This window comes from Haloarchaeobius litoreus, from assembly GCF_024495425.1.
Classification (GTDB): domain Archaea; phylum Halobacteriota; class Halobacteria; order Halobacteriales; family Natrialbaceae; genus Haloarchaeobius; species Haloarchaeobius litoreus.
On sequence record NZ_JANHJR010000002.1, the window covers coordinates 495,778 to 517,155 of the forward strand.

The following is a 21,378-nucleotide window of genomic DNA, read 5'->3' on the forward strand; positions in this document are numbered from 1 at the left end:
AACAGGTCTCTACCCGGACAGGTGGCGTGTGAAAGGACGCGGTCGGTCGTGGCTCGGTCGTCGGTGGCGGCGGTGACCTCAGATGAAGTCGGAGACGCTCGGGCCGCCGTCGTCGCCGCCCTCCTCGCCGCCGCCGCCCATGCTCTGGAAGACGATGGGGTCGCGCGTCTGGAGCCAGACGCGGCCGTCGCCGGAGAACTTCGATACGTAGCCCTCGCCGCCGAGCATCGTGGACTTGATGCCGCCGTCCTTCTGGCGGTCGAGGTTCAGGCCGTCGGTCCAGGCGACGAGGTGGTCCTCGTCGACGATGGCCGGGTCGCCCGGCGAGACGTCGACCTCGTACACCGAGCCGTACGCCGAGAGGAACGCCATGCCGGTGCCGTCGAGCGCGAGCACCTTCAGCTGGCCCGAGGAGAACAGGTTCCCCGCCTCGTTCATCGCCGAGGACTTGTTCACGTTCGGCCCCCAGGCGAGCGTGGAGCCGGACTGGGACTTGATACGCCCGGTCTCGCCGAGGTCGAACGCGACGATGTCCCCCGGGTGGTCGGGCGCGAGCACGACGTTCGCGCCGGACTCGCGGGCCGTGAACTCGTTCGTGACGAGGTCCTTGCTGCTGCTGACGGCGCTCTTGACCATGCCGCCGAGGCCGCCGTCGCCGCCGACGTTGGCCTCGGTGTCCATCGTGTCGCTCCGGCTGACCATCGCGCCGGTCTTCGCCCTGATCGACTCCCCCCGCTCCATCGTGACCTGCAGGATCGCGTTGCTGGGTCGCTTCCGGATGTCGAACTCCATACAACCGTCGTCTGGTTGCATCCGCCTAATATGTTTTCATACCAATCATAATGGCCGTTGTTTTTACTCTCTGGGACGGAACTGTGGCCGCGACGTGTCCTACTCTCAGTCGCCGAACGCGCCCGAAGCGGCGAGCTCGTCCAGTCGGTCGTCGTCGTAGCCGACCTCCCGGAGCACCTCGCGGGTGTGCTCGCCGAGTCTCGGCGGGAGGTGGTCGAAGCCGCTCTCCGCGTGGCCGTAGTTCAGGGGGTGTTCGATGACCGGCACGGTCCGCTCGCCGTCCGAGAGCTCGGTCATCACGCCCCGGGCTTCGGTCTGCTCGTTGTAGAGCGCGTCCTCCGGTTCGTTCACCGGCCCGGCGGGGATGCCGGCGTCCTCGACCAGCAGGTCCATCCACTCGTCGGTGGTCCGCTCGGCGAACGAGGGGGCGAGCTCGACCTCCAGCTCGTCCATGTGCTCGACGCGGTCGGCGTTCGTCTCGAACCGCTCGTCCTCGGCGAGTTCGGGTCGACCGATGGCGTCACAGAGCCCGCGCCAGAGCTTCTGGTTCAGGCAGGCGACGTTGAGGTGACCGTCGGCCGTCTCGAACGTCTGGTACGGCGCGAGCACCGGGTCCTTGGTGCCCATGCGCTTCGGCTGCTCGCCCGCGAACACCTTCCCCGCCTGCTTCGTCAGCCAGGGCAGCGTCGCGTCGAGCATCGCGAGGTCGATGTACTCCCCTTCACCGGTCACCTCGCGCCGGTACAGCGCGGTCACGATGCCGAACGCGGCCCACATCGCGGTGATGAGGTCGGTCTGTGGCAGCCCCACCTTCACGGGTCGGCCGTCGGCCTCGCCGGTGACGCTCATGATGCCGCTCATCCCCTGCACGAGCAGGTCGTAGCCCGGCCGCTGGCTCCACGGCCCGGTCTGGCCGAACGCCGAGATGGCGCAGTACACCACGTCGTCGTTCACCTCGCGGATGGACTCCTCGTCGACGTGCAGCTTCGCCGCCGTCCCAGGCCGGTAGTTCTGGACGAACACGTCCGCCTCGGCGACGATGTCGTACAGCGCGGCGAGCCCCTCCTCGCGCTTGAGGTTCAGTTCGACGCTGCGCTTGTCGTAGTTGATGGTCCAGAAGTACGGCGACTCGCCGTCGATGAACGGTGGCCCAGAGTGGCGGTTGTCGTCGCCGACGCCGGGCCGTTCGACCTTGATGACCTCCGCGCCCTGGTTGGCGAGCATCAGCGACGCGAACCCGCCCGTGACGAACGTCGTGAGGTCGACCACGGTGATGCCGTCGAGTATCTGACCGTCGGGATTCATGCTACCAATGCGCGAGGGGAACGCGCAAAAAGCTTCGTACACAGGAGGTCGGCATCGGGTGACGACCCCGCCCGACCAGCGAGGTGGCGCTACGACGGACATGGACCGGGCTGCGGGGTCGTCACCGCCGGAAGTTTACAGATATCGTAAACTCTCGGCCGGCGATGGCGTCCGACCAGCCGGCTGGCGCGCGGCTGGCGGGACGACGCAAGGACCGCAGGGACGAGGACCGCAGCGAGTTCTCTGCGAGCGTGCGAGCGGCGGGCAGCGAGACGACGAAGGCGTCTCGCCAGTCGCAGCCGACGAGCACGTCGGGGCTTTCTGGCTGTCGTCTGTCCCCGTGTTTCAGCCGAATTTCGACGCGCCACGACCCGATAACGGCCGAATCCCTCACGAACGATTCGACGGTGGAACTACATATCCGCCACGCCTGTCCCATGCTAGCGATGAACCAGCCACCCGAGCACTGTCCCTACTGCGGAGCCCCCGTCGACCCCGTCGACTCGCCGATGGTGAGCGACGCTGCGGACACACCGATGATCTACCGCTGCGAGTCGTGCGACGACTACGTGTTCTACAACCCGACGCCGGGTGGGAGCGTGGCGGTCATCGACGGCGACAGCGTCCTGCTGGTCGAGGACTTCCGGTCGCCCGGCGAGTGGAAGCTCCCCTCCGGCCGCATCGAGCTCGGGGAGACGCCGCGGGAGGGCGTCGCCCGGGAACTCGAAGAGGAGACGGGCCTCGCGGTCGACCCGGCGGAGCTCGTCTACTTCTTCGACGAGGCGGGCGAGCCCGCCGACGAGCAGTACATGGTCGGCATCGACTACGCCGTCCACCGGTCAGACACGACCGGCACCGTCCAGGCGGCCTCCGACGCGACCGATGCCCGTTTCTTCACGCCCGACGAGCTGGCGGCCTCGGCGCACGAGCTGAAGTTCACCCACGTCCAGCGCTTCGGCGAGAGTCTGGAGTGGCTGGTCGCGGAGGCGACGGACGCACTCGAAGCGTGTAGACCGCCGTCGTCGCCGCCGCGGTAGCACCGCTCGCGTCAGGCCTCCAGCGCCTCGTACGGCACCACGGCGACCGTCTCGTCCACCGCGAAGCCCTCCCGCGTGAGCACGAGCCCGTCGGCGCGGGTCGCCCGCGTGGACGACGCCAGCACGCTCGGGTCGAACGTCCGGTCGTAGATGGCGAGCCCGGAGTCCGGGTGCCCCAGCGGCGTCGCACGGCCGGCGTCGAGCCTGACCGGGACGGCGTACTCGACCCCCTCGCCGCCGATGGCGTCCGTCTCGGGCACGTCGAGGGCGACCGTCGCCGTCGCCGCGAGCGTTGGGAGCGACGCCGAGCCGGTGAACAGCGGCCGCGCGACGAGACAGGCGGTGGTGTGGGCGGCGACCGGCTTGCCGGGCAGTGCGACCGCGACGGCGTCCTGTTCGGGGAGGCGGGCGACGGTCACGGGCTTGCCGGGCCGCAGGGCGACGCCGTGGACGACGAGTTCGCCGAGGTCGGCGAGGGTCTCGACGACGTGGTCGCCGTGGCCGACGCTCGTCCCGCCCGTCGAGACGACGACGTCGTGGGTCTCGGCCGCGTCAGTCAGGAGCGTCCGCACCGCGTCGGGTTCGTCGGGGGCGGTTCCGGCGTGTGTCGCGTCATGGCCCCACGACCGGGCGAGGGCGAGGAGCATGTTCGAGTCGCGGTCGGGCTGGCTCCCCTCGTGGATCTCCGTGCCGGTCGCGACGACGCCGACGCTCGCGCGTTCCCGGACCACGACCGTCTCGACACCGAGGTCGTCCAGCAGCACGGCGTCCTTCGGCGAGAGGCGCTCGCCGGCGGCGAACACTTGCTCGCCGGCCCGGACGGTGCTCCCGCGCTCGTAGACGTGTGTGCCCGGCGGGAGGTCGGGACCGTGGAGTTCTCCATCGGTGTCGGTCGTGTCCTCGCGCTTGACGACGACGGTCGCACCCTCGGGCAGCGGCGCGCCCGTGGCGATTCGGACCGCTTCGCCCGACCCGAGTTCGGGCGGCTCGTCGTCCGGGGTCACCCGCTCCCCGACGACGGTGAGCGGGTAGTCGTCGGCCGCGTCGAAGGCGAAGCCGTCCATCGTCGCGTAGTCGTGTGGCGGCACGTCGGCGGGTGCGTCGACGGTCTCGGCGAGGGTCCTGCCGGCGACGGCGTCGGGCGTGACGGAGTCGGTCGCACGGTCTTGGAGGGAGTCGGCCCGCAGCGACAGCACGTGCTCCACGGCCCGGTCGCGCGAGAGGAGGTCGTCGGTCATGTCGGCGGGTTCGCCCCCGTTCGTGTTAACGGTTGGCACGACGGGCGCGACGGTCCGGTCAGGTGCGGTTCCAGCCCGCCGAGCCCTCGACGTAGGGATCGAGCGCATCCTTCAGCGCCTCCACGTCCTCGGGGTAGATGGTGAGGTCGTCCGCTTTCCCTTCGGCCGTGATGCGGACCCGGTCGCGACGGCCGTAGGTGAAGTAGAGGCTGATACCGCCGGCGACGCAGAAGCCGACCCCGGCGAGCAGGTTCCGCGGGATGGAGAAGAGGCCGAAGCCGACGAGCGCGAGGCTCATGATGACGAGGAACCAGTCGAGCGGCTCGACCCGGATGGTCGCAATCTGGTCGAACTCGACGTACACCGGGTCCTCGTTCCGGTGGACGACGGCGAGCCTGTCCGGCGTGACGCCGACCCAGCCGCCGTCGCGTAGCTGTCCCCTGTATTCGAGGTTCGCCTCTAACTCCGACGCTTGCACGTTCCCCTCTCGTGACCCCCAGCCCCCTGACTGTTGCGGTGGGGCGGGCTGTCGCTGGCGGGACGATGTCGAAAGAAGGGGTGTGGCTGTGCGAACGGTCGCGGTCAGTCGCCGCCGGGTGCGGGGCGCTCGTCGTCGCCGTCGCCCATGCGCTCCCAGAACGGTTTGAAGTCGTCCGCGTCTTCGGTGATGTCCTCCCAGGTCGTCAGCCCGCGCTCCTCGCGGGTGCCGGGGATGGTGTTGTCGAGGACGAACGCGACGATGCCCCCGACGGCCATGCCGGTGCTGCCGATGACGAACGTCGTCGTCGCGATGATGCCCAGCGGCGAGACGCCAGCCACCTCGACGCCTTCGAGCAGGGTGAACGGGAACTCGCCCGCCAGCCCGGTCTGGAACGCACTGGCACCACCGACGTTGCCCATGTACGCCGGGATGGCGAGCCCGGCGAACAGCGCGATGCCGATGATGAACACGTTCCGGTTCTTGTCGAGGTCGACGAACTTCAGCTGCGAGAGGCCGACCGCCGCGATCTGCCCGAACATCGCCAGGAACAGCCCCCCGACGATGGGGTTCGGGATGGTCGCGACCAGCTGGCCGAAGTAGCCGACGAAGCCGACGAAGAGCATCACGATGGCACCGATCTGGACGACGTACCGGGAGGCGACGCCGGTGATACCGATTGCACCGACGTTCTCCGTGTACGAGGTCGAGCCGTTGCCGGTCCCCATAAGGCCGGCGAACGTGTTGCCGATGCCCTCCATGCCGATGCCGTGGTTGACGCGCTGGGCGTTGGGTGCACCCTTGCCGGCCATGCGGGCGACGGAGTGGTAGTCACCGAAGCTCTCGATGACCGACGCGAGCATCCCGGCGAACATGCCGATGATGAACGAGCCGGTGAACTGCGGCATCCCCCACTGCAGCGGGTAGATGGCGAGGATGGGGTCGGCGTTAGCCACCGTGTCGAAGTTGATGTAGCCGGCCGTCCCGGCCGCGTAGATGCCGGTGAACGACAGCACGGCCGCGACGAGCCACGCCGCGACGAGTGCGAGCAGGACCGGGAACAGCCGGAATGCCCGGTTGTAGTTGTTGAGGTACTGCGAGAACAGGACGATCAGCAGCACCGTCAGGCCGAGCAGCCACCAGTTCTGCGTAGCCGAGGTGATCTGCGGGACGCTGAACAGCGCCAGCCCGATGAGGGCGATGACCGGAGCGATGACGATGGGGCCCATGTGCCGCTTGAGCCAGCCCATGATGCCGAGGTATCCGATGAATATCTCGGCGATACCGGCCACGATGACCGCCCCCTGTAGCTCCAGTATCATCGTCTCCCAGCCGCCGCCGCTGCTGGCGATGACGCCGATGATGGCGAGTGCGGGTGCGAGCATCGAGAACGTCCCGCCCTGTACGAGCGGGTAGCGGTTTCCGAGTGTGGTCTGTGCCAGGGTTGCGACGCCGGAGACCACGAAGAACGTCCCGATGAGTTTCGCGGTCACGTCGGCCGGCATTCCCATCGCGCCCGCGAGTACAAGCGGAATGGCGATGGTCGCGCCGACCATGGTCAGGTAGTGTTGGAACCCGAGGAAGATGGACTCCAACAAGGGTGGTTTGTCTTCGATTCCGTACTCGACGAAATCGGACTGTTCCGCCCCGCCCGCGGCGGCTCGCGCCTCCTCGGGAATCGGGGGTTCGTCCACGTCGTCCGTGTTATCTTCGTTACTCATGCGTGCCTCCGATAGTGTGTCACTTGTCCACCTGCCACACTATACCCCTTCAATCAAAAACATCATAATTAAAACTGTCGTCGCTTCGTCGGGGAAATTGGTCCTTCGACCGGGGTCAGAGGCGGTATCACGCGGTTAGTCCTCGTGCTCGACACGACGACACCCGAACCAGTTAGCCCCCGGGCGAGTGGGTGGCCGACGCGCCGGACGTGGCCGCGATTCTCGGCTCGCTGGAACGACGGCGGGGCAAGCTATTTGCGCTCCGTGGCGGTGTGTGGGTGTATGACAGACGAACCGCGCTACGCCGTCCACGCCGACCTGAACGTCATGATCGAGACGCGGGACGGCACCAGACTCGCCACGGACATCTACCGGCCCGCCGACCCCGACACCCACGAGCCAATCGACGACCCGCGGCCGGTCATCCTCGACCGGACGCCGTACGACAAGACCGGCGGACGCACCCGCCACGGCGAGTGGTACGCCTCCCGGGGCTACGTCATCGCCATCCAGGACGTGCGCGGCCGGTTCGACAGCGAGGGCGAGTTCTACATCCACGTCAACGAGGCCACGGACGGCGCTGACACCGTCGAGTGGCTCGCCGAGCGGGACTACTGCGACGGGCAGGTCGCCACGCTCGGCACCTCCTACGGCGCGTGGGTCCAGAGCGCGCTCGCCACGCAGGACCCCGACGGCCTCGCCGGGATGTTCGTCAACATGGGCGCTGCCAACGGCCGGGAGAAGACGTTCCGGCACAACGGCGCGTTCGAGCAGCGCTGGCTCTCCTGGGCGTTCACCCTCGGCGCGGGCTTCGCCCACGCATCCCTCGCCGACCCCGACGTGCAGCAGGTGTTCGCGGACGTGGACTTCCGCGAGGTGCTGAAGGACGGTCCCGTCGAGCGCGGCGAGACGGCCCTCGCCACCCTCCCCGGCTACGAGGAGTGGGCGTTCGACATCATGGAGACGGGCAGCGCGAGCGACGACCTCTGGCAGAACCCCGGCGTCGACTTCGAGCGCCACTACGACCGGAGCGCCGACGTGCCCACCGTCTACTCCGGCGGCTGGTACGACTCCTACACGGGCGCGACCTGCGACAACTTCGTCGGGCTCGCCGACCGGAAGGACGCGGACCACTACCTGCTGATGGGGCCGTGGACCCACCTCGCGCGCCTCCCCGGCGGTCACGACCACAGCGAGCAGCTGCTGTTCCCGCCGCTGACGTGGGAGCATCCGACCGCCGGCGACCTCGCGTTCGGCGAGAACGCGACCCGGAAGTACCGCGAGACGCGCAAGCGGTTCTTCGACCACTACCTCCGCGGCGAGGACTCCTGGGACCACCCGCGCGTCGAGTACTTCCTGATGGGCACCGGCGACGGGCACAGGACGGAGGCTGGCAACCTGTTCCACGGCGGCGAGTGGCGCAGCGCCGAGGAATGGCCGCCCGCGGGCACGGAGATGACGAGGTTCTACGCGCACGGCGACGGCAGCCTCTCGACCGAGGCCCCGACCGCCACCGACTCGGCGACGACCTACGAGTTCGACCCCGACGACCCGGTGCCGACCATCGGCGGCAACACCTCCTCGTACCTCACCTACGAGCCCCGCGACGAACCCGTCGGCGCGTACCCGCTCGGCGACCGGAACATCATCGACTTCGCGGGGCGGGGCGGCTACGACCAGCGGACCCACGAGGGGACCTTCGGCGCGAGCGAGCCATACGGCCCCCTCGCGGACCGCGACGACGTGCAGGTGTTCCGGACGCAGCCGCTGGAGGAACCCGTCGAGATAGCCGGCCCCATCCGGGTCCGCGTCTTCGGGGCGACCGACGGCCCCGACACGGACTTCACCGCGAAGCTCATCGACGAGTACCCGGCGAGCGATGACTATCCGGGCGGCTACGCGCTCAACCTCTCGGACTCCATCTGCCGCGGGCGCTACCGGGGCTACCGCGACGAGCCGGACCTGCTCGACGCCAGCGAGGTGTACGAGTTCTACATGGAGCCGTACGACACCGCGAACCGGTTCGAGGCGGGTCACCGCATCCGGCTCGACGTCTCCTCCTCGAACTGGCCGCGCTTCGACGTGAACCACAACACCGGCGGGCCGCTGTACGGCGGCGACGAGAGGCGTGTCGCCGAGAACACCGTCTTCCACGAGGTCGACAACCCGACGCACATCGAACTGCCGGTGCAGCCGACGGAGTGAGGCCGTCGGCGAGGAGACCGGCCGTCCTCGGCGACTCCCACACGGCCGGAATCGAGGCCACGCTTTTGCCCTCGGCCCCAGAACGTGCTCCTATGGCTCCCGTCCGTCGCCTCGTCATCGACGTCCTGAAACCGCACGAGCCACCGCTCGTCGAGTTCACGCAACAGCTCTCGGACCTGGACGACGTCGACGGCGTCACGTCGTCGCTCGTCGAGCTCGACAGGGAGGTCCAGAACGTCAAGCTCACGTTCGAGGGGGTCTCGGTCGACTTCGACGCGGTCCAGGCGACGGTCGAGAATCTCGGCGGGACGGTGCACTCGGTCGACGAGGTCGCCTGCGGGGAACGGGTCGTCGAGGACCGCAAGACGCCGCAGGACTGACCGTGCCCTCGATCTACCAGCGTCTCCTGCGCCTGCTCGGCAAGGAGGACGTCCGCTCTATCGCGCGCCGGTACTTCATCTCGAACGGCTTCGACGGGACGCTGACGAGCGTCGGCATCGTCGTCGGCGCGGTGCTGACCGGGGTCCCCGACGGCATCACGGTCGTGAAGATCGGGCTCGGCGCGGCCATCGGGCTCACCACGTCGGCCGTCTGGAGCGTCTGGGAGATCGAGCGCGCCGAGACGAGCGCCGAGATCAGGCGGCTGGAGCGGGCGATGCTCACCGACCTCGACGACACGCGCATCCAGCGCGAGCAGAGCGGCGCGCGACTGTTCCACGCCGTCGCGAGCGGGCTCGGCCCGCTGCTCGGCGTCCTCGTCCCGCTCTCGCCGTTCCTGTTCGAGGGGTCGCTGTTCAGCATGGTTGAGGCCGCCATCGTCGGCGTCGCCCTCGGCGTCGGCGTGCTCTCGACGTTCGGCGCGTACATGGGCTCCATCTCGGGGCACCCCTGGTACGTCTCGGCGGCCCGGATGGGGCTGGCGGGGCTCGTCGTCGCCGCCATCAACCTGCTGCTCCCGGGCTGAGCTCCGTCTCGTCGTCGCCACCGCCGTCCTCGTGGTGGCCGGTGTGGCGTTTCACGAACCAGCCGACGGCGAGCATCGGGCCGAGCCCGACCAGCAGCGCCGTGCCGAGGACTCCCCAGTCGCCCAGGGTGAGCGCGACGGTGCCGAAGTACGCGGAGAGGGGCGTGTACAGCACCGACAGGTGGAGTACGAGCGAGGCGCCGACGGCGAGCGCGAGCCACCGGTTCGAGACGAGCGGCGTGTCCCGCGACCAGCGGACGACGTACAGCTTCAGGAACTCGAAGACGACGAAGCCGGTGAACACCATCGTCATCGCGTACGGCGTCACGCTGGCCGCGCCGTCGAGCACGTAGACGAGCAGGCCGAGCATGACGACGGTGACGACGAGGCCCGCGCCGCCGATGAACGTGAGCATCTCGCGGTCGATGATGCCGGCGTCGCGGTTGCGCGGCTCGCGGTCCATCACGTCGCCGGCGGGGTCGGTCCCGAGTGCGAGCGCGGGCAGTCCGTCGGTGAGCAGGTTGATCCAGAGCAGCTGGACCGCCGGGAGCACGAGGTAGCCGAACAGCGAGGCGATGAACACGAGCGCGACCTCGGCGGCGTTCGCGCTCAGCAGGTACGCGACGAACTTCCAGACGTTGTCGAAGATCTTCCGCCCGCGCTCGATGGCGGTGCGGATGGTCGCGTAGTTGTCGTCGAGCAGGACGATGTCGCTGGCCTGCTTCGCCACGTCGGTGCCACGGATGCCCATCGCGATGCCCACGTCGGCGTTCTTCAGCGCCGGCGCGTCGTTGACGCCGTCGCCGGTCATCGCGACGGAGTAGCCCGACGCCTGCAGCGCCTTGAGGATGCGTACCTTGTGGACGGGCTCGGCGCGGGCGAACACGTGGGTTTTCTGGACCCGCTCCCGGAGCTCCTCGTCGGAGAGTGCCGCGACCTCGCTCCCGGTCATCACGTCGGACTCGATGCCGACCTCGCGGGCGACCGCGCCCGCCGTGACCGCGTTGTCGCCGGTTATCATCTTCACGCCGATGCCGGCACGGTGGGTGTCGGCGATGGCGTCGTGGACCTCCCTGCGTGGCGGGTCCATCAGCCCCTGGAGACCGACGAAGACGAGGTTCTCCTCGATGTCGCCGTCGTCGCCGTCGTCGCCCCGCTCCCTGTAGGCGAACGCGAGCACGCGGAGCGCGTCGTCTGCGAACGTCTCGACCTGCTCGCCGACGCGCTCCCTGGTCGCCTCGTCGAGCTCGACGGGGCCGTCGTCGGTGAGGATACGGGACGAGCGTTCGAGGACGACGCCGGGTGCACCCTTGACGTACACCACGTCGTCGTGGACGGTCGCCATGCGCTTGCGCTCGGACGAGAACGGGACCTCGTCGACGCGCTCGCGCTCGCCGCGGAGCGCCTCGACGTCGATGCCGTGGTCGGCGGCGGCGGCGACGAGCGCCCGCTCGGTCGGGTCGCCGTCCTCGGTCGTCGCGTCGTTGCAGAGCGCGCCGATCTCTAGCAGGAGGCCAACCCGGTCGCCCGTCTCGGCGGCGTCGACCGGTTCGGCGGTGTCGGGCACCTCGCCGCCGTCGCTCGCGGCCGGGTCGGCGGTTTCGTCCCCGCCACTGCCCGACCCCTCACCGAGGTCGACCGTCTCGTCGTACACCCAGCCGGTCTGGACGCGCATCTCGCCCTCGGTGAGCGTGCCGGTCTTGTCCGTGCAGACGACCTCGACCGCACCGAGCGCCTCGACCGCCGGCAGCGTGCGGACGAGCGCGTTCTCCTCGGCCATCTTGCGCACCCCGAGCGCGAGCGTCAGCGTGACGATGGCGGGCAGGCCCTCGGGGATGGCGGCGACGGCGAGCGAGACGCCGGTCAGCCCGGCCTGCACCCACGACGTGCCGCCGTAGACGAGCACGGGGATGACGATGGCCGCGAGCGCGATGACGCCGACGCCGAGCCGGCGGCCGAGCGCGTCGAGGCTGCGCTGGAGCGGCGTCTGGGTCTCCTCCGCGGTGAGCAGTTCGGTCGCGATAGCACCCATCTCGGTCTCCATCCCGGTCCCGACGACGACCACCTCGGCGCGCCCCCGGGTGACGCTCGTCCCCCGGTAGACGGTGTTCGTCCGCTCGGCGAGCGGCGTCTCCGCGGGGAGGGTCCCGGTCGACTTCGAGACGGGGACGCTCTCGCCGGTGAGTGCGGCCTCGTCGACCTCGATGGAGTGGGCCTCGACGACGCGCGCGTCGGCGGTCACCACGTCGCCCTCGCCGAGGACGACCACGTCGCCCGGCACGAGTTCGGTCGCCAGGACGGTCCGCTGTTCGCCCCCGCGCCTGACGGTGACCTCGGGCGCGGAGAGTTCCCGGAGCGCCTCGAGGCTCTGCTCCGCGCGGTACTCCTGGACGAAGCCGAAGATACCGTTCGCGAGCAGGATGATGGCGATGAGGATGGCGTCGACGGCGTGGCCGACGAGGAGCGAGAGTGCCGCGGCCGCGATCAGCACCCAGATGAGCGCGCTGGTGAACTGCGCGAGGAACACCCGCAGCGGCCCGCGGGCCGCCTCGGTCTGTATCTCGTTCGGCCCGTGCTCCTCGAGCCGCTGGGCCGCCTCGTCCGGGTCGAGCCCGTCGGGTGACGAGTCGAGCTCCTCGAACACCGCCTCGACGTCCTCGGTGTGCCACGCCATCGGTGTCGGGTCGAGGTGACGTGGGCCGGGAAGTTAGCGTTAGTGTCGCCGGTACCGCCGGCTCGAATAACGCGTCAGCTCCGCGACAGCCCGACCGTGCGCGTCCACACGAGCGCGACGCCCCCGACCGTGGCCGCCATCGCGCCGAGCCCGACCGCGAACGTCCCCGTGGCGACCAGCGTGCGACCGACGAGCCACGGGTAGCCGAGCGCGGCGAGGTTGCCGACGACGAGCATCCCGACGAGCGTGACGCCCGGGTCGGGCGCGATCTCGGTGAACGCGAGCGCGAAGAGCGGGCCGAACGGGACGCCGAAGCCGAGTCCGGTGAGCACGACGCCGGCGGCGACGAGGACGGGTCGGTCCGCCGCGACGGCCGCCGCGGTCCCGCCGAGGACGGCGGTCTGTCCGACGAGCGACCAGCCGACCGTGGCGGCGTCGCCCACCCGGGCGGCGAGCACGCCGCCGAGTGCGCGCCCGGCGACGGTCGCGAGCGCGAAGCCGACGAGGACGGCGGTCGCCGGGACGGCGGCGTCGGCCAGCAGGTCGGCGTACCACGTGCCGGCGACGACGAGGAAGCCGAACGTGGCGGCGTTGCCGAGCGCGAGCGTCGCCGCCACGGGTGCTCGGAGCGCCCGGAGGTACGACCCGACCGACGGCACGCCCCACGATGAGGTGGCCCGGCCGAGGGCGAGCGCGCCGGCCCCGCCGACCGCGACGACGACGGCCGACGCGACCGCCGGTTCGAGGGTCCCGAACCGGGCGATTGCGTCCGGGCCTGCCGCGAGTCCGACCGCGAACCCCAGCGTGAAGCCCGCGCCGAGCAGCCCCTGTGCGGTCGCGGTGTCGTCGCCGGTGGTCAGGCGGCCGACGTGGGTCATCGCCGCGACGAACGCCACGCCCTGGCCGAGGCCGACGAGGGCACGGGAGGCCAGCACGGCAGCGACGGTCGTGCTCGCGAGCAGCGCCGCGCCGACGGCCGCGAGAAGGAGTCCAAGAGCGGCGACGCTCCGGGGCGCGTACCGCCGGGTCAGCCGGTCCGCCGGGAGCACGGCGACCGCCTGTCCGAGCAGGAACGCGCTGGTGCCGGCCCCCGCCACGTCGGCCGGGACGCCGCCCGCGACCAGCACCGGGACGACCGCGCCGTAGCCCCCGACGGTCAGCCCGAGGCCGAACAGGCCCGTTCCGAGGACGAGGATGGCACGACGAGGGAGACCGCCGTGGAGGGTGGCTGGGGCTGTCGCGTCGGCGGCCGTCTCGCCGGTCGATGCGTCGCTCACGGACGCCGATGCTCGGTGGAGGGACAAGGACGTTCCGGCGGAGCGGGGGGACGGAGCCACCCACTCGCGGCCCCTCAGCGCTCGTGGACGGTCACGTCGACCTCCCCGTCGTCGACCGCGGCGGTGAGCATCGTCGCCGCGGTCGCGGGGTCCGCGCCGGTCACCGAGCCCGGGTTGAGGACGCGCACGCCGTCGTGGACCTCGTCGTCCAGCCGGTGGGTGTGGCCGCCGATACCGACGCGTGGCTCCTCGGCGTGCTCCTGTGTGGCCTCGGCGATGGTTTCGTACCACGCCTCCAGCGACCGGACGGTACCGTGTGTCACGACGAACGTCACGCCGCCGAGTTCGACCGATGCGACGGAGGGAAGGTCGATGTCCGGCGCGGCCATGTTCCCGTGGACGGCGGTCAGCTCGGTCGCGAGCTCGCGGACGTGGGCGAGGGTCCCGGTGCTCGTGAAGTCTCCGGCGTGGACGACGTGGTCGGCGGCGGCGATTCGGTCCTCGAACTCGTCGGGGATCTCCGCCTCGCGGTCCGGGATGTGGGAATCCGAGATGATGGCGACCTGCATGTCACTCACGGCGACGGTGAGCGTGAAAAGCGTTCGGCAGGCGGTGGGGGCTACGGCACCAGCACGCCGGTCCCGCTCGTCTCGCCGGCCCGGAGCCGCCGGTGGTAGTCGGGAACCTCGTCGAGCGAGAGCGACTCGCCGGCGTCGGCGTCGACGCGGCCGTCGGCGACGAGCCGCGCGGCGCGGACGACCTCGTCGCGGGTCGCGTACCGGGAGCCGATGAAGGCGGCTTCCTTCACGACGTACGCCTTCATCGGCGCGTCGAAGGCGCGGTCGTGGTGGGTGGTCAGCGAGACGACGCGGCCGCCCATCGCGAGTGCGTCCCAGGCGTCGTACAGGGTGTCGAGGTCGCCGACCGTGTCGACGACGACCGTCGGGCCGTCGCCGTGGGGCGTCGCCGCAACGAGTGCCTCGGCGAAGTTGTCCCCCCGGGCGTCGACCGCGGTGACGTGCTCGCCCGCCGTCTCGGCGTGGGCGAGCCGGTCGTCGGTCACGTCGGCCGCGAGGACGTGTGCGCCCCGGAGCCCGGCGACCTGCGCGAGGTGGTAGCCGATGCGTCCCGCCCCGCCGATGACGAGGACAGTGTCGTCGTCGCGCACGTCGGCGCGGTCGCAGACGTGGATTGGCGTGGCGACGCCGTCGGCCGCGACCGCGCCCGCGGCGAAGCTCGCGCCGTCGGGGAGCGGGAGCGCGTTCTCGGCCGGGAGGACGGCGGTCTCTGCGTACGCACCGTCGCGGTTCACGCCGAACCAGCCGCCGAAGTCGGTGCACTGGTTGGTGTCGCCGCGACGGCAGGCGTCGCACTCGTTGCAGGTCAGGTAGAAGTACGCCAGCACGTGTTCGCCGACCCGGTCGGGGTCGACGCCGTCGCCGACAGCGTCGACGACGCCCGCGAACTCGTGGCCGGGGATTCGCGGCGTGAGCCCGGGGTCGTCCGAGAGGCCGCCCTGGACGGCGTTCTCGATGGTCCGGTTGACGCCGCAGGCGCGCACGTCGACCCTTACCTCGCCGGGGGCCGGCTCGGGTCGGTCGACCGTCTCGACCGCGAGCTCGCCACCCCACTCGTCGAGGACGACCGCGCGCTGGCTCGGCATGGCCGTTCAGGCCTCGGTGAAGGCGACGACGCGGGACACCGAGGACTCGCCCCCGCGGAACCGCCACGGGAACGTCCCGATCTGGCAGCGCTCGTTCAGCAGCTCCGCGGGCACCTGCGCGTTCTCGACGTGGACGATGCCCTCCGGGAACAGCTCGGTGTGCATGAGCTGGTAGCCCTCGGGCGGGAATATCTCGTCGAGGTCGTCGACGCCGTGCTTCCTGCGGGCCTCGCGGGCGAGCTCGGGGCGCACGTCGCGGATGACCGTGTTCATCGGGTGGTCCGCGCTCCCGCAGTCGAGGATGAGGTAGTTCAGGTCCATGTCGCGGCACCACTCCGCGAACTCCATGTTCGGGCCGGGGTGCTTGCAGAAGAACGCGTGCGGGTCGGCCTCCTCGCGGTGCCAGGCGTACTTCTGGTAGCCGGTGTGGATGAACAGGATGTCGCCCTCGCGCACGTCGCACACGTCCTCTATCATCTCGCTGGTGTAGACGTCGTAGTCGCCGACCTTGTCGGAGATGTCGGCGACGACGGCGTCACCCACCAGCTCATCCAGGGGCATCGACTCGATGTCCCGGCCGTGGGCGATGAAGTGCTTCTCGCCGTCGAGGTGGGTCCCCGTGTGGTTCATGAACTCGATCTTCTGGCCGTTGACCTTCTCGGTGTCCAGGCTCTTCTCGTACCAGATCTTCGGGTTGTCGTACGTGGGCCAGGCCGGTGTGTCCTGCGACCATGGCTGCGTCAGGTCGTGCATCTCGTAGCCGTCGAGCATGGCATTGAACCACACGGCGGGGGGTAATGAAGGTTCGCCGCGAATCGCGGCAAGGGACGTGCTCACACACGCCAAGATTTAATAGGCCGTCTTCCCGTGTTACTGGGTATCGTTCGTCGAACACCGGCCGCGTCGGTCAGTCACAACAGCCACAATGAAGCCAGCTCAGTTCCAGTACCATCGTCCCACCTCGGCCGCGGAGGCAGTCGAACTCGCGACCGAGCTGGAGGAGGCAGAGTTCATGGCAGGTAACCAGTCGCTCGGCATCGTGATGTCGAACCGGCTGGCGACGCCCGCGAACATCGTCGATCTGAGCCGCGTCGACGAGCTCGACTTCGTCGAGGTCGAGGACGACGCGGTCCGCGTCGGCGCGCTCACGACACACCGTACGATCTCACAGTCGACACAGCTCGCCGAGCACGTCCCGATGCTGCCCCATGCCGCCGAGCAGATCGCGGGCCCGAGCGTCCGCAACCGCGGCACCCTCGGCGGGAGCATCGGCGAGGCCGACCCGGCGGGCAACTACCCGGCCGTGCTGGTCGCCCTCGACGGGGACATCACGCTCCGGGGGCCGGACGGCACCCGGACCGTCGCCGCCCGCGACTTCTTCATCGCGTACATGTTCACCGACATGGCCGAGGAGGAGCTCATCGAGTCGGTGTCGGTGCCACGGGAGCCGTTCCCGCCCGAACGCACCGGGATGGCCTTCGACGAGCTGAAGCGCGCCGCCCAGACGTGGCCGACCATCTCGGCCGGGGCGTCGGTCCGCGTCGACGACCCCGACGCCGACGACCCCACAGTCGAGGACGCCAGGCTCGCACTCGCGAACGCGGCGGACGTTCCGCTGCACGTGCCCGACGCCGAGGCCGCCGTCGAGGGCGAACCGCTCTCGGAGGCGACGCTCGACGAGGCGGGCGAAGCGGCCCGCGAGGCCGCCGACCCGTCCGAGGAGATGCACGCCGACCGCGAGTTCAAGCTCGACGTGGCGGCGGAGTACAGCCGGCGGGCGCTCGAGACAGCATACGACGGGGCCCGCGGCGCGGGAGGTGAGGCCGCATGATCGAGTTCGAGGGCGAGTTCGAGCTCGACATGCCGCCCGAGGAGCTGTGGCCGTACTTCACCGACCCCGACGTCATCGCGGACTGCGCACCGGGGATGAAGGAGCTGAAGCTGAACTCGCCGTCTGACCTCGAGGCCGTGATGTCCGTGAAGGTCGGCAGCGTCAGCCCAACGTTCGACGTGGACGTGACCGTCGTCGAGGCGACGAAACCGTCGACCCTGCGGATGAGCGCCGTGGGGAACTCCAGCCGGAACGCGTTCGAGACGGCCGCGCACATGGACCTCCAGCCCACCGACGAAGGTGGGACGCTCGCGACGTGGAACGCGAGCGCGGAGGTCTCCGGGCTCATCGCCAGCCTCGGCCAGCGCGCGCTCGGGGGCGTCACGACCCGCCTCGTCAACAACTTCTTCGACGACCTCCAGGCGGCCGCCGAGTCCGGCGAGCCCGCCGAGTCGAAGCTGGAGGGGGCCGAGGACGCCGAGCCGGTGGTCGAGGTCGACGCCGACGAGTGAGTTCGCGCCGGGACGACGAACCGCGGCCGGTGTCTTTTCGACCCTCGGGCTCCGTCTCTCGGTCGATGAAGTCGATGTCCGTCGTGCTCCAGTACGCCGAGCCGGCGCTCACGCCGATGCACCGCGGGCTCTGTGAGTCACCCGCCCTCGACCGGGAGGTCGTCCTCGGCGGCCAGTCCGTCGACGGCGTCGAGACGGTCAGCTCGTTCGTCTACGGCGAGCCCGACGCGTACGAGGCGCTGCTGGCCGACCGCGAGGCCGTCCAGGAGTACGACATCACGCCCACCGAGGACGGCTGCTTCGTCTACGTCCGCCAGGCGCTCGGCCCGGAGGGGCAGTCGCTGCTCGACGCCATCGCACAGGACACCGTCGTCGTGGTGCCGCCCATCGAGTTCCGGTCCGACCGGACGATGACCCTGACGCTCGTCGGTCACGGCGAGGACCTCCGGGCCGTCCTCGACTCGTTCCCCGACGCGGTCACCGTCGACGTCCGTCGGGTGAGCGATGGCGTGACCGCCCACGACACGGCCGTCTCGTCGCGCCAGCAGGACGCGCTCCGGGCGGCCTGGGAGCTGGGCTACTACGAGGTGCCGCGGCGCAACGGCATGGAGGCCGTCGCCGACGAACTCGACTGCGCTGTCTCGACCGCGTCGGAGCTCCTCCGGCGGGCCGAGGCCCACGCCGTCGGCGAGGTGCTCGGCGGCGACGTATAAAGACACGATAGCTATCGGGGGAAGGCCGGTCCTCCCGGCGCACCGAGCTAGCGTATGGCCGAACCCACGACGCCGTCGGGCGAGCACCGGAGCAGCGTGGAGCGCAGCCGTCGCAAGTGGGACTTCTGGAGCTCGCGCGAGCGGCTGTGGTCGTTCTACGAGCAGGACACCGTCGAGGTGCGACGCGACGCCGTCGCACAGCTCGACCTGGAGCGGGGCGACGCCGTCATCGACATCGGCTGCGGCCGGGGGGCGAACTTCGAGCTGCTCCGCGAGGCGGTCGGTCCGGACGGCTCCGTCCTCGGCGTCGACTACAGCCCGGGGATGCTGGCCGGCGCGGCCGAGCGCATCGAGGAGCACGGCTGGGAGAACGTCGAGACGCTTCGCGCCGACGCGACGGCGCTCCCGGTCGCCGCCGAGCGGTTCGACGGCGCGCTGGCGACGACCGCCGTGAGCGCGATGCCCGACGTGCGGGCCGTCGTCGAGAACGTCCACGACGCCCTCGCGCCGGGTGCGAGCTTCGCGGTGTACGACATCCGGCTGGCACCGTCGGGAGTCGCCAGACTCCTGAACCCGCTGGTGTACGGCTGCTACCGCGTCATCGGGAACTGGAACCGGGAGGAGAGCGTCCTCGACGAGCTGGAGCGGGCGTTCGCGGACGTAGAGCTGGTCGAGACGTTCGCGCTCGGGACGAACTACGTCGCCGTGGCGAGGAAGGCGAGCGAGCCCGCCGGGTCGAGGCTGGCGGGTGCCGAGGACGCCGAGCCGGCCATCGACCCCGACGCTCGCGAGTGAGTCAGGACAGCGAGAGCGAGAGTTCGCCGTCCTGACCGACCCGGAGGACACACGTCAGTTCCCGGTGCGTGGGCGAGCCCACGTAGCCGTCACCGTCGTCGCGACCGTACTCGACCGAGACGTCGGTCCGGTACTCGCCGGCCGTGGGACAGCCGGCGGTCGGGCCGTGGTAGTACACCCCGTGTCGAACCGTGCGCGATGCGCCGGCGGGGACCTCGACCGGGACCGAGGTCGAGATCCGGCTCTGGTAGGCCGTGCCGTCGGCGTCGACTATCCGCCAGCAGCCGTCCCGTCTCGTCGGTTCGCCACGGTGGAGCTAGACGCCTCTCGACGAGGTCGGGAGCAGCAGGAACTCGCCGGGGTCGCCGGCGAGCGGTTCGAGGTACTCGAACGGGGCGGCACCGTGGCCGCCGGGTCGGGTGACGACGTCCGTGGACCCGGCGTTCTCGACGCGGAACGCGGCACGGGCCGGTACGTCGGGCGACGCCTGCTCGACGATGTCGGCGCGGAACCTGAGCGGGCCGTAGTCGGGGGCACCGGTCGTCCCGGTGGAGCCGGGTTCGCTGGTCGTGTCGACGGGGCCGGCGGTGTCGGGTGAGCCGTTCGACGTGACGGTACAGCCCGCGATGGTCCCGACCAGCCCGACGGACGCCGACTGGAGGAACCGTCGTCTGTGGAGGGACATGTGCCGTGTTGCGGCAGGTCGCGGCAAGTGCTTTGTCCCGGGTCGATACCTGTTTCACCTCGCAGCAGGGCGGTCGGGGCCGGCGCTGCGCCGTTCCGTAACACTATACCCGGAGCCAGCCGTCGCCCCGAGCAGATGACGCTGGCGAACGTGCCGCGCTACGGCGAGTCGGCGGTGTCCCGACAGGGCGACCACGCCGTCGTCGTGGGCGCGAGCATGGCCGGACTGGTCGCCGCGCGGACCCTCGCGGACGCGTTCGACCGCGTGACCGTCCTCGACCGCGACCCGCTCGCGGACGACCCGGTCACCCGCCGGGGCGTGCCGCAGGGCCACCAGCCGCACGTGCTGCTGGAAGCCGGGCGGGCGACGCTGGCCGACCTGTTCCCGGGATTCGCGGAGGAACTGCTGGCGGGCGGCGGGCTGGTCATCGACTGGACGCACGACCTCGTCCACTACGAGGCGGGCGACTATCTCGAGCCCGGACCGACACGACGGCCGATGTACGCGGCGAGCCGGCCGCTGTTCGAGGCCGTCACCCGTCGATGCCTCGCCGCGGTCGAGGGCGTCCGGCTCCGCCCCGAGTCCCGGTTCGTCGACTACCACCTCGCCGACGACGGGAGACGGGTCGACGGTGTGGTCGTCGAGTCCGGTGGCTCGGACGCGACCAGCACGCTCCCGGCCGACCTCGTGGTCGACGCGACGGGCCGCACGTCCCGGACACCGGCGTGGCTCACCGAGCACGGCTACGAACGCCCGCCCGAGGAGGAGGTGACGGTGGACGTCCGCTACGCCACGGCGGTCGTCGACCGGCCGGCCGGGGACCGGCGCGCGTTCTTCGTGCCGCCGACGCCGCCCCGGACCCGGGGTGGCGGCGCGTTCCCCGTCGAGGGCGACCGCTGGCTCGTCACGCTGCAGGGCGTCCACGGCGACGACCCGCCGACGGACCCGGCGGGCCTGCGCGAGTTCGCCGCGAGCTTGCCGGTCGACCACCTCGCGCGGCTGCTCGACGAGCGCGACTGGGTGAGCGACGGCGTCGAGCGCTACCCGTTCCCGTCGAACCGGCGGCGCTACTACGAGGAGTTAGACCGGTTCCCCGAGGGCCTGGTCGTCGTCGGCGACGCGGTGGCGAGCTTCAACCCGGTCTACGGACAGGGGATGTCGGTCGCGTCGCTCGAAGCACTCGTCCTCCACCACGCGCTCGCCGACGGCGGGCTCGACGGGCTCGGGCCGCGCTTCTTTGGCCGTGCGAGCGAGGTGGTCGACGTGGCGTGGACGATGGCCGTCGGCTCGGACCTCGCCTACGACGCGACGGAGGGCTCGCAGTCGGTGGTCGAATCGCTGTTCGCGCGCTACCTCGCACGACTGGTCCGGACCGCGCAGGACGACGGCATCGTCGCCGACGCCTACGGCCGGGTCGTGACGATGGAGGAGCCGCCGACCTCGCTGCTCAGGCCGGGCGTCGTCGCGCGCGTGCTGTCGCCGCAATAA

At 70.5% G+C, this 21,378-nt stretch carries 21 protein-coding genes; 9 read left to right on the forward strand and 12 right to left on the reverse strand.

The window, feature by feature from the left end; all coding sequences use genetic code 11:
- Positions 1–78: 78 nt before the first annotated feature.
- Positions 79–792, reverse strand: coding sequence for a TIGR00266 family protein (locus NOW55_RS09280; protein WP_256399817.1), 714 nt, complete (start codon positions 790–792; stop codon positions 79–81).
- A 105-nt stretch (positions 793–897) separates the two neighbouring features.
- Complete coding sequence (locus NOW55_RS09285; protein WP_256399818.1) at positions 898–2,097, reverse strand: CaiB/BaiF CoA transferase family protein; 1,200 nt, start codon at positions 2,095–2,097, stop codon at positions 898–900.
- A gap of 446 nt (positions 2,098–2,543) precedes the next feature.
- Between NOW55_RS09285 and NOW55_RS09290 the strand changes: the two genes are divergently transcribed.
- Positions 2,544–3,134 (forward strand): NUDIX domain-containing protein, encoded by a 591-nt coding sequence (locus NOW55_RS09290; RefSeq protein ID WP_256399819.1) that lies wholly within the window; start codon positions 2,544–2,546, stop codon positions 3,132–3,134.
- An 11-nt stretch (positions 3,135–3,145) separates the two neighbouring features.
- On the opposite strand, the gene NOW55_RS09295 is transcribed toward NOW55_RS09290, so the two are convergent.
- The 3 genes from NOW55_RS09295 to NOW55_RS09305 all read right to left on the reverse strand — a co-directional run bounded on the left by NOW55_RS09295 (position 3,146) and on the right by NOW55_RS09305 (position 6,571).
- Complete coding sequence (locus NOW55_RS09295; protein WP_256399820.1) at positions 3,146–4,372, reverse strand: molybdopterin molybdotransferase MoeA; 1,227 nt, start codon at positions 4,370–4,372, stop codon at positions 3,146–3,148.
- 58 nt (positions 4,373–4,430) lie between these two features.
- Positions 4,431–4,850, reverse strand: coding sequence for a hypothetical protein (locus tag NOW55_RS09300; RefSeq protein ID WP_256399821.1), 420 nt, complete (start codon positions 4,848–4,850; stop codon positions 4,431–4,433).
- Between the two features lie 104 nt (positions 4,851–4,954).
- A complete protein-coding gene (locus tag NOW55_RS09305) occupies positions 4,955–6,571 on the reverse strand; it encodes a uracil-xanthine permease family protein (RefSeq protein WP_256399822.1) in 1,617 nt (538 codons plus the stop codon).
- Between the two features lie 282 nt (positions 6,572–6,853).
- Between NOW55_RS09305 and NOW55_RS09310 the strand changes: the two genes are divergently transcribed.
- The 3 genes from NOW55_RS09310 to NOW55_RS09320 all read left to right on the forward strand — a co-directional run bounded on the left by NOW55_RS09310 (position 6,854) and on the right by NOW55_RS09320 (position 9,740).
- Positions 6,854–8,776, forward strand: coding sequence for a CocE/NonD family hydrolase (locus tag NOW55_RS09310; protein WP_256399823.1), 1,923 nt, complete (start codon positions 6,854–6,856; stop codon positions 8,774–8,776).
- 92 nt (positions 8,777–8,868) lie between these two features.
- Positions 8,869–9,156: a DUF211 domain-containing protein gene (locus NOW55_RS09315; RefSeq protein WP_256399824.1), complete on the forward strand. Its 288-nt coding sequence runs from the start codon at positions 8,869–8,871 to the stop codon at positions 9,154–9,156.
- A 2-nt stretch (positions 9,157–9,158) separates the two neighbouring features.
- The gene (locus tag NOW55_RS09320) at positions 9,159–9,740 is read left to right on the forward strand and encodes a VIT1/CCC1 transporter family protein (protein ID WP_256399825.1); all 582 of its coding nucleotides are present in this window, start codon (positions 9,159–9,161) and stop codon (positions 9,738–9,740) included.
- On the opposite strand, the gene NOW55_RS09325 is transcribed toward NOW55_RS09320, so the two are convergent.
- The 5 genes from NOW55_RS09325 to NOW55_RS09345 form a co-directional block, all read right to left on the reverse strand.
- On the reverse strand, positions 9,718–12,414 hold the full coding sequence (locus NOW55_RS09325) for a cation-translocating P-type ATPase (RefSeq protein ID WP_256399826.1): 2,697 nt from the start codon (positions 12,412–12,414) through the stop codon (positions 9,718–9,720). The genes NOW55_RS09320 and NOW55_RS09325 overlap by 23 nt on opposite strands.
- A gap of 74 nt (positions 12,415–12,488) precedes the next feature.
- Complete coding sequence (locus NOW55_RS09330) at positions 12,489–13,691, reverse strand: MFS transporter (RefSeq protein WP_256399827.1); 1,203 nt, start codon at positions 13,689–13,691, stop codon at positions 12,489–12,491.
- A gap of 74 nt (positions 13,692–13,765) precedes the next feature.
- Positions 13,766–14,260: a metallophosphoesterase family protein gene (locus NOW55_RS09335; protein ID WP_256399828.1), complete on the reverse strand. Its 495-nt coding sequence runs from the start codon at positions 14,258–14,260 to the stop codon at positions 13,766–13,768.
- 50 nt (positions 14,261–14,310) lie between these two features.
- Positions 14,311–15,354 (reverse strand): alcohol dehydrogenase catalytic domain-containing protein, encoded by a 1,044-nt coding sequence (locus tag NOW55_RS09340; protein ID WP_256399829.1) that lies wholly within the window; start codon positions 15,352–15,354, stop codon positions 14,311–14,313.
- Between the two features lie 6 nt (positions 15,355–15,360).
- A complete protein-coding gene (locus NOW55_RS09345; protein ID WP_256399830.1) occupies positions 15,361–16,125 on the reverse strand; it encodes a cyclase family protein in 765 nt (254 codons plus the stop codon).
- Between the two features lie 154 nt (positions 16,126–16,279).
- On the opposite strand from NOW55_RS09345, the gene NOW55_RS09350 reads away from it, so the two are divergent.
- The 4 genes from NOW55_RS09350 to NOW55_RS09365 all read left to right on the forward strand — a co-directional run bounded on the left by NOW55_RS09350 (position 16,280) and on the right by NOW55_RS09365 (position 19,205).
- Positions 16,280–17,185, forward strand: a complete 906-nt coding sequence (locus tag NOW55_RS09350) for an FAD binding domain-containing protein (protein WP_256399831.1) — start codon at positions 16,280–16,282, stop codon at positions 17,183–17,185.
- A complete protein-coding gene (locus NOW55_RS09355) occupies positions 17,182–17,697 on the forward strand; it encodes an SRPBCC family protein (RefSeq protein ID WP_256399832.1) in 516 nt (171 codons plus the stop codon). Before NOW55_RS09350 ends, NOW55_RS09355 begins: the two co-directional genes overlap by 4 nt.
- 65 nt (positions 17,698–17,762) lie before the next feature.
- The gene (locus NOW55_RS09360; RefSeq protein ID WP_256399833.1) at positions 17,763–18,410 is read left to right on the forward strand and encodes a helix-turn-helix domain-containing protein; all 648 of its coding nucleotides are present in this window, start codon (positions 17,763–17,765) and stop codon (positions 18,408–18,410) included.
- Positions 18,411–18,464: 54 nt separating this feature from the next.
- Positions 18,465–19,205 carry a class I SAM-dependent methyltransferase gene (locus tag NOW55_RS09365; RefSeq protein WP_256399834.1) on the forward strand — a complete coding sequence of 247 codons (741 nt, stop codon included), beginning with the start codon at positions 18,465–18,467 and terminating at the stop codon, positions 19,203–19,205.
- A gap of 1 nt (position 19,206) precedes the next feature.
- Here NOW55_RS09365 and NOW55_RS09370 read toward each other — a convergent pair whose 3' ends face one another.
- Entirely contained in the window at positions 19,207–19,383 is a 177-nt protein-coding gene (locus tag NOW55_RS09370) for a hypothetical protein (RefSeq protein WP_256399835.1), read from the reverse strand.
- Positions 19,384–19,521: 138 nt separating this feature from the next.
- The gene (locus tag NOW55_RS09375) at positions 19,522–19,890 is read right to left on the reverse strand and encodes a hypothetical protein (protein WP_256399836.1); all 369 of its coding nucleotides are present in this window, start codon (positions 19,888–19,890) and stop codon (positions 19,522–19,524) included.
- Positions 19,891–20,025: 135 nt separating this feature from the next.
- On the opposite strand from NOW55_RS09375, the gene NOW55_RS09380 reads away from it, so the two are divergent.
- On the forward strand, positions 20,026–21,378 hold the full coding sequence (locus NOW55_RS09380) for an FAD-dependent oxidoreductase (protein ID WP_256399837.1): 1,353 nt from the start codon (positions 20,026–20,028) through the stop codon (positions 21,376–21,378).

Coding starts and splice junctions, on each gene's coding strand:
- NOW55_RS09280 (WP_256399817.1), bottom strand. CDS start 792: ATGGAGTTCGACATCCGGAAGCGACCCAGCAACGCGATCCTGCAGGTC.
- NOW55_RS09285 (WP_256399818.1), bottom strand. CDS start 2,097: ATGAATCCCGACGGTCAGATACTCGACGGCATCACCGTGGTCGACCTC.
- NOW55_RS09290 (WP_256399819.1), top strand. CDS start 2,544: ATGAACCAGCCACCCGAGCACTGTCCCTACTGCGGAGCCCCCGTCGAC.
- NOW55_RS09295 (WP_256399820.1), bottom strand. CDS start 4,372: ATGACCGACGACCTCCTCTCGCGCGACCGGGCCGTGGAGCACGTGCTG.
- NOW55_RS09305 (WP_256399822.1), bottom strand. CDS start 6,571: ATGAGTAACGAAGATAACACGGACGACGTGGACGAACCCCCGATTCCC.
- NOW55_RS09310 (WP_256399823.1), top strand. CDS start 6,854: ATGACAGACGAACCGCGCTACGCCGTCCACGCCGACCTGAACGTCATG.
- NOW55_RS09315 (WP_256399824.1), top strand. CDS start 8,869: ATGGCTCCCGTCCGTCGCCTCGTCATCGACGTCCTGAAACCGCACGAG.
- NOW55_RS09325 (WP_256399826.1), bottom strand. CDS start 12,414: ATGGCGTGGCACACCGAGGACGTCGAGGCGGTGTTCGAGGAGCTCGAC.
- NOW55_RS09335 (WP_256399828.1), bottom strand. CDS start 14,260: ATGCAGGTCGCCATCATCTCGGATTCCCACATCCCGGACCGCGAGGCG.
- NOW55_RS09340 (WP_256399829.1), bottom strand. CDS start 15,354: ATGCCGAGCCAGCGCGCGGTCGTCCTCGACGAGTGGGGTGGCGAGCTC.
- NOW55_RS09345 (WP_256399830.1), bottom strand. CDS start 16,125: ATGCTCGACGGCTACGAGATGCACGACCTGACGCAGCCATGGTCGCAG.
- NOW55_RS09350 (WP_256399831.1), top strand. CDS start 16,280: ATGAAGCCAGCTCAGTTCCAGTACCATCGTCCCACCTCGGCCGCGGAG.
- NOW55_RS09355 (WP_256399832.1), top strand. CDS start 17,182: ATGATCGAGTTCGAGGGCGAGTTCGAGCTCGACATGCCGCCCGAGGAG.
- NOW55_RS09360 (WP_256399833.1), top strand. CDS start 17,763: ATGAAGTCGATGTCCGTCGTGCTCCAGTACGCCGAGCCGGCGCTCACG.
- NOW55_RS09365 (WP_256399834.1), top strand. CDS start 18,465: ATGGCCGAACCCACGACGCCGTCGGGCGAGCACCGGAGCAGCGTGGAG.
- NOW55_RS09375 (WP_256399836.1), bottom strand. CDS start 19,890: ATGTCCCTCCACAGACGACGGTTCCTCCAGTCGGCGTCCGTCGGGCTG.
- NOW55_RS09380 (WP_256399837.1), top strand. CDS start 20,026: ATGACGCTGGCGAACGTGCCGCGCTACGGCGAGTCGGCGGTGTCCCGA.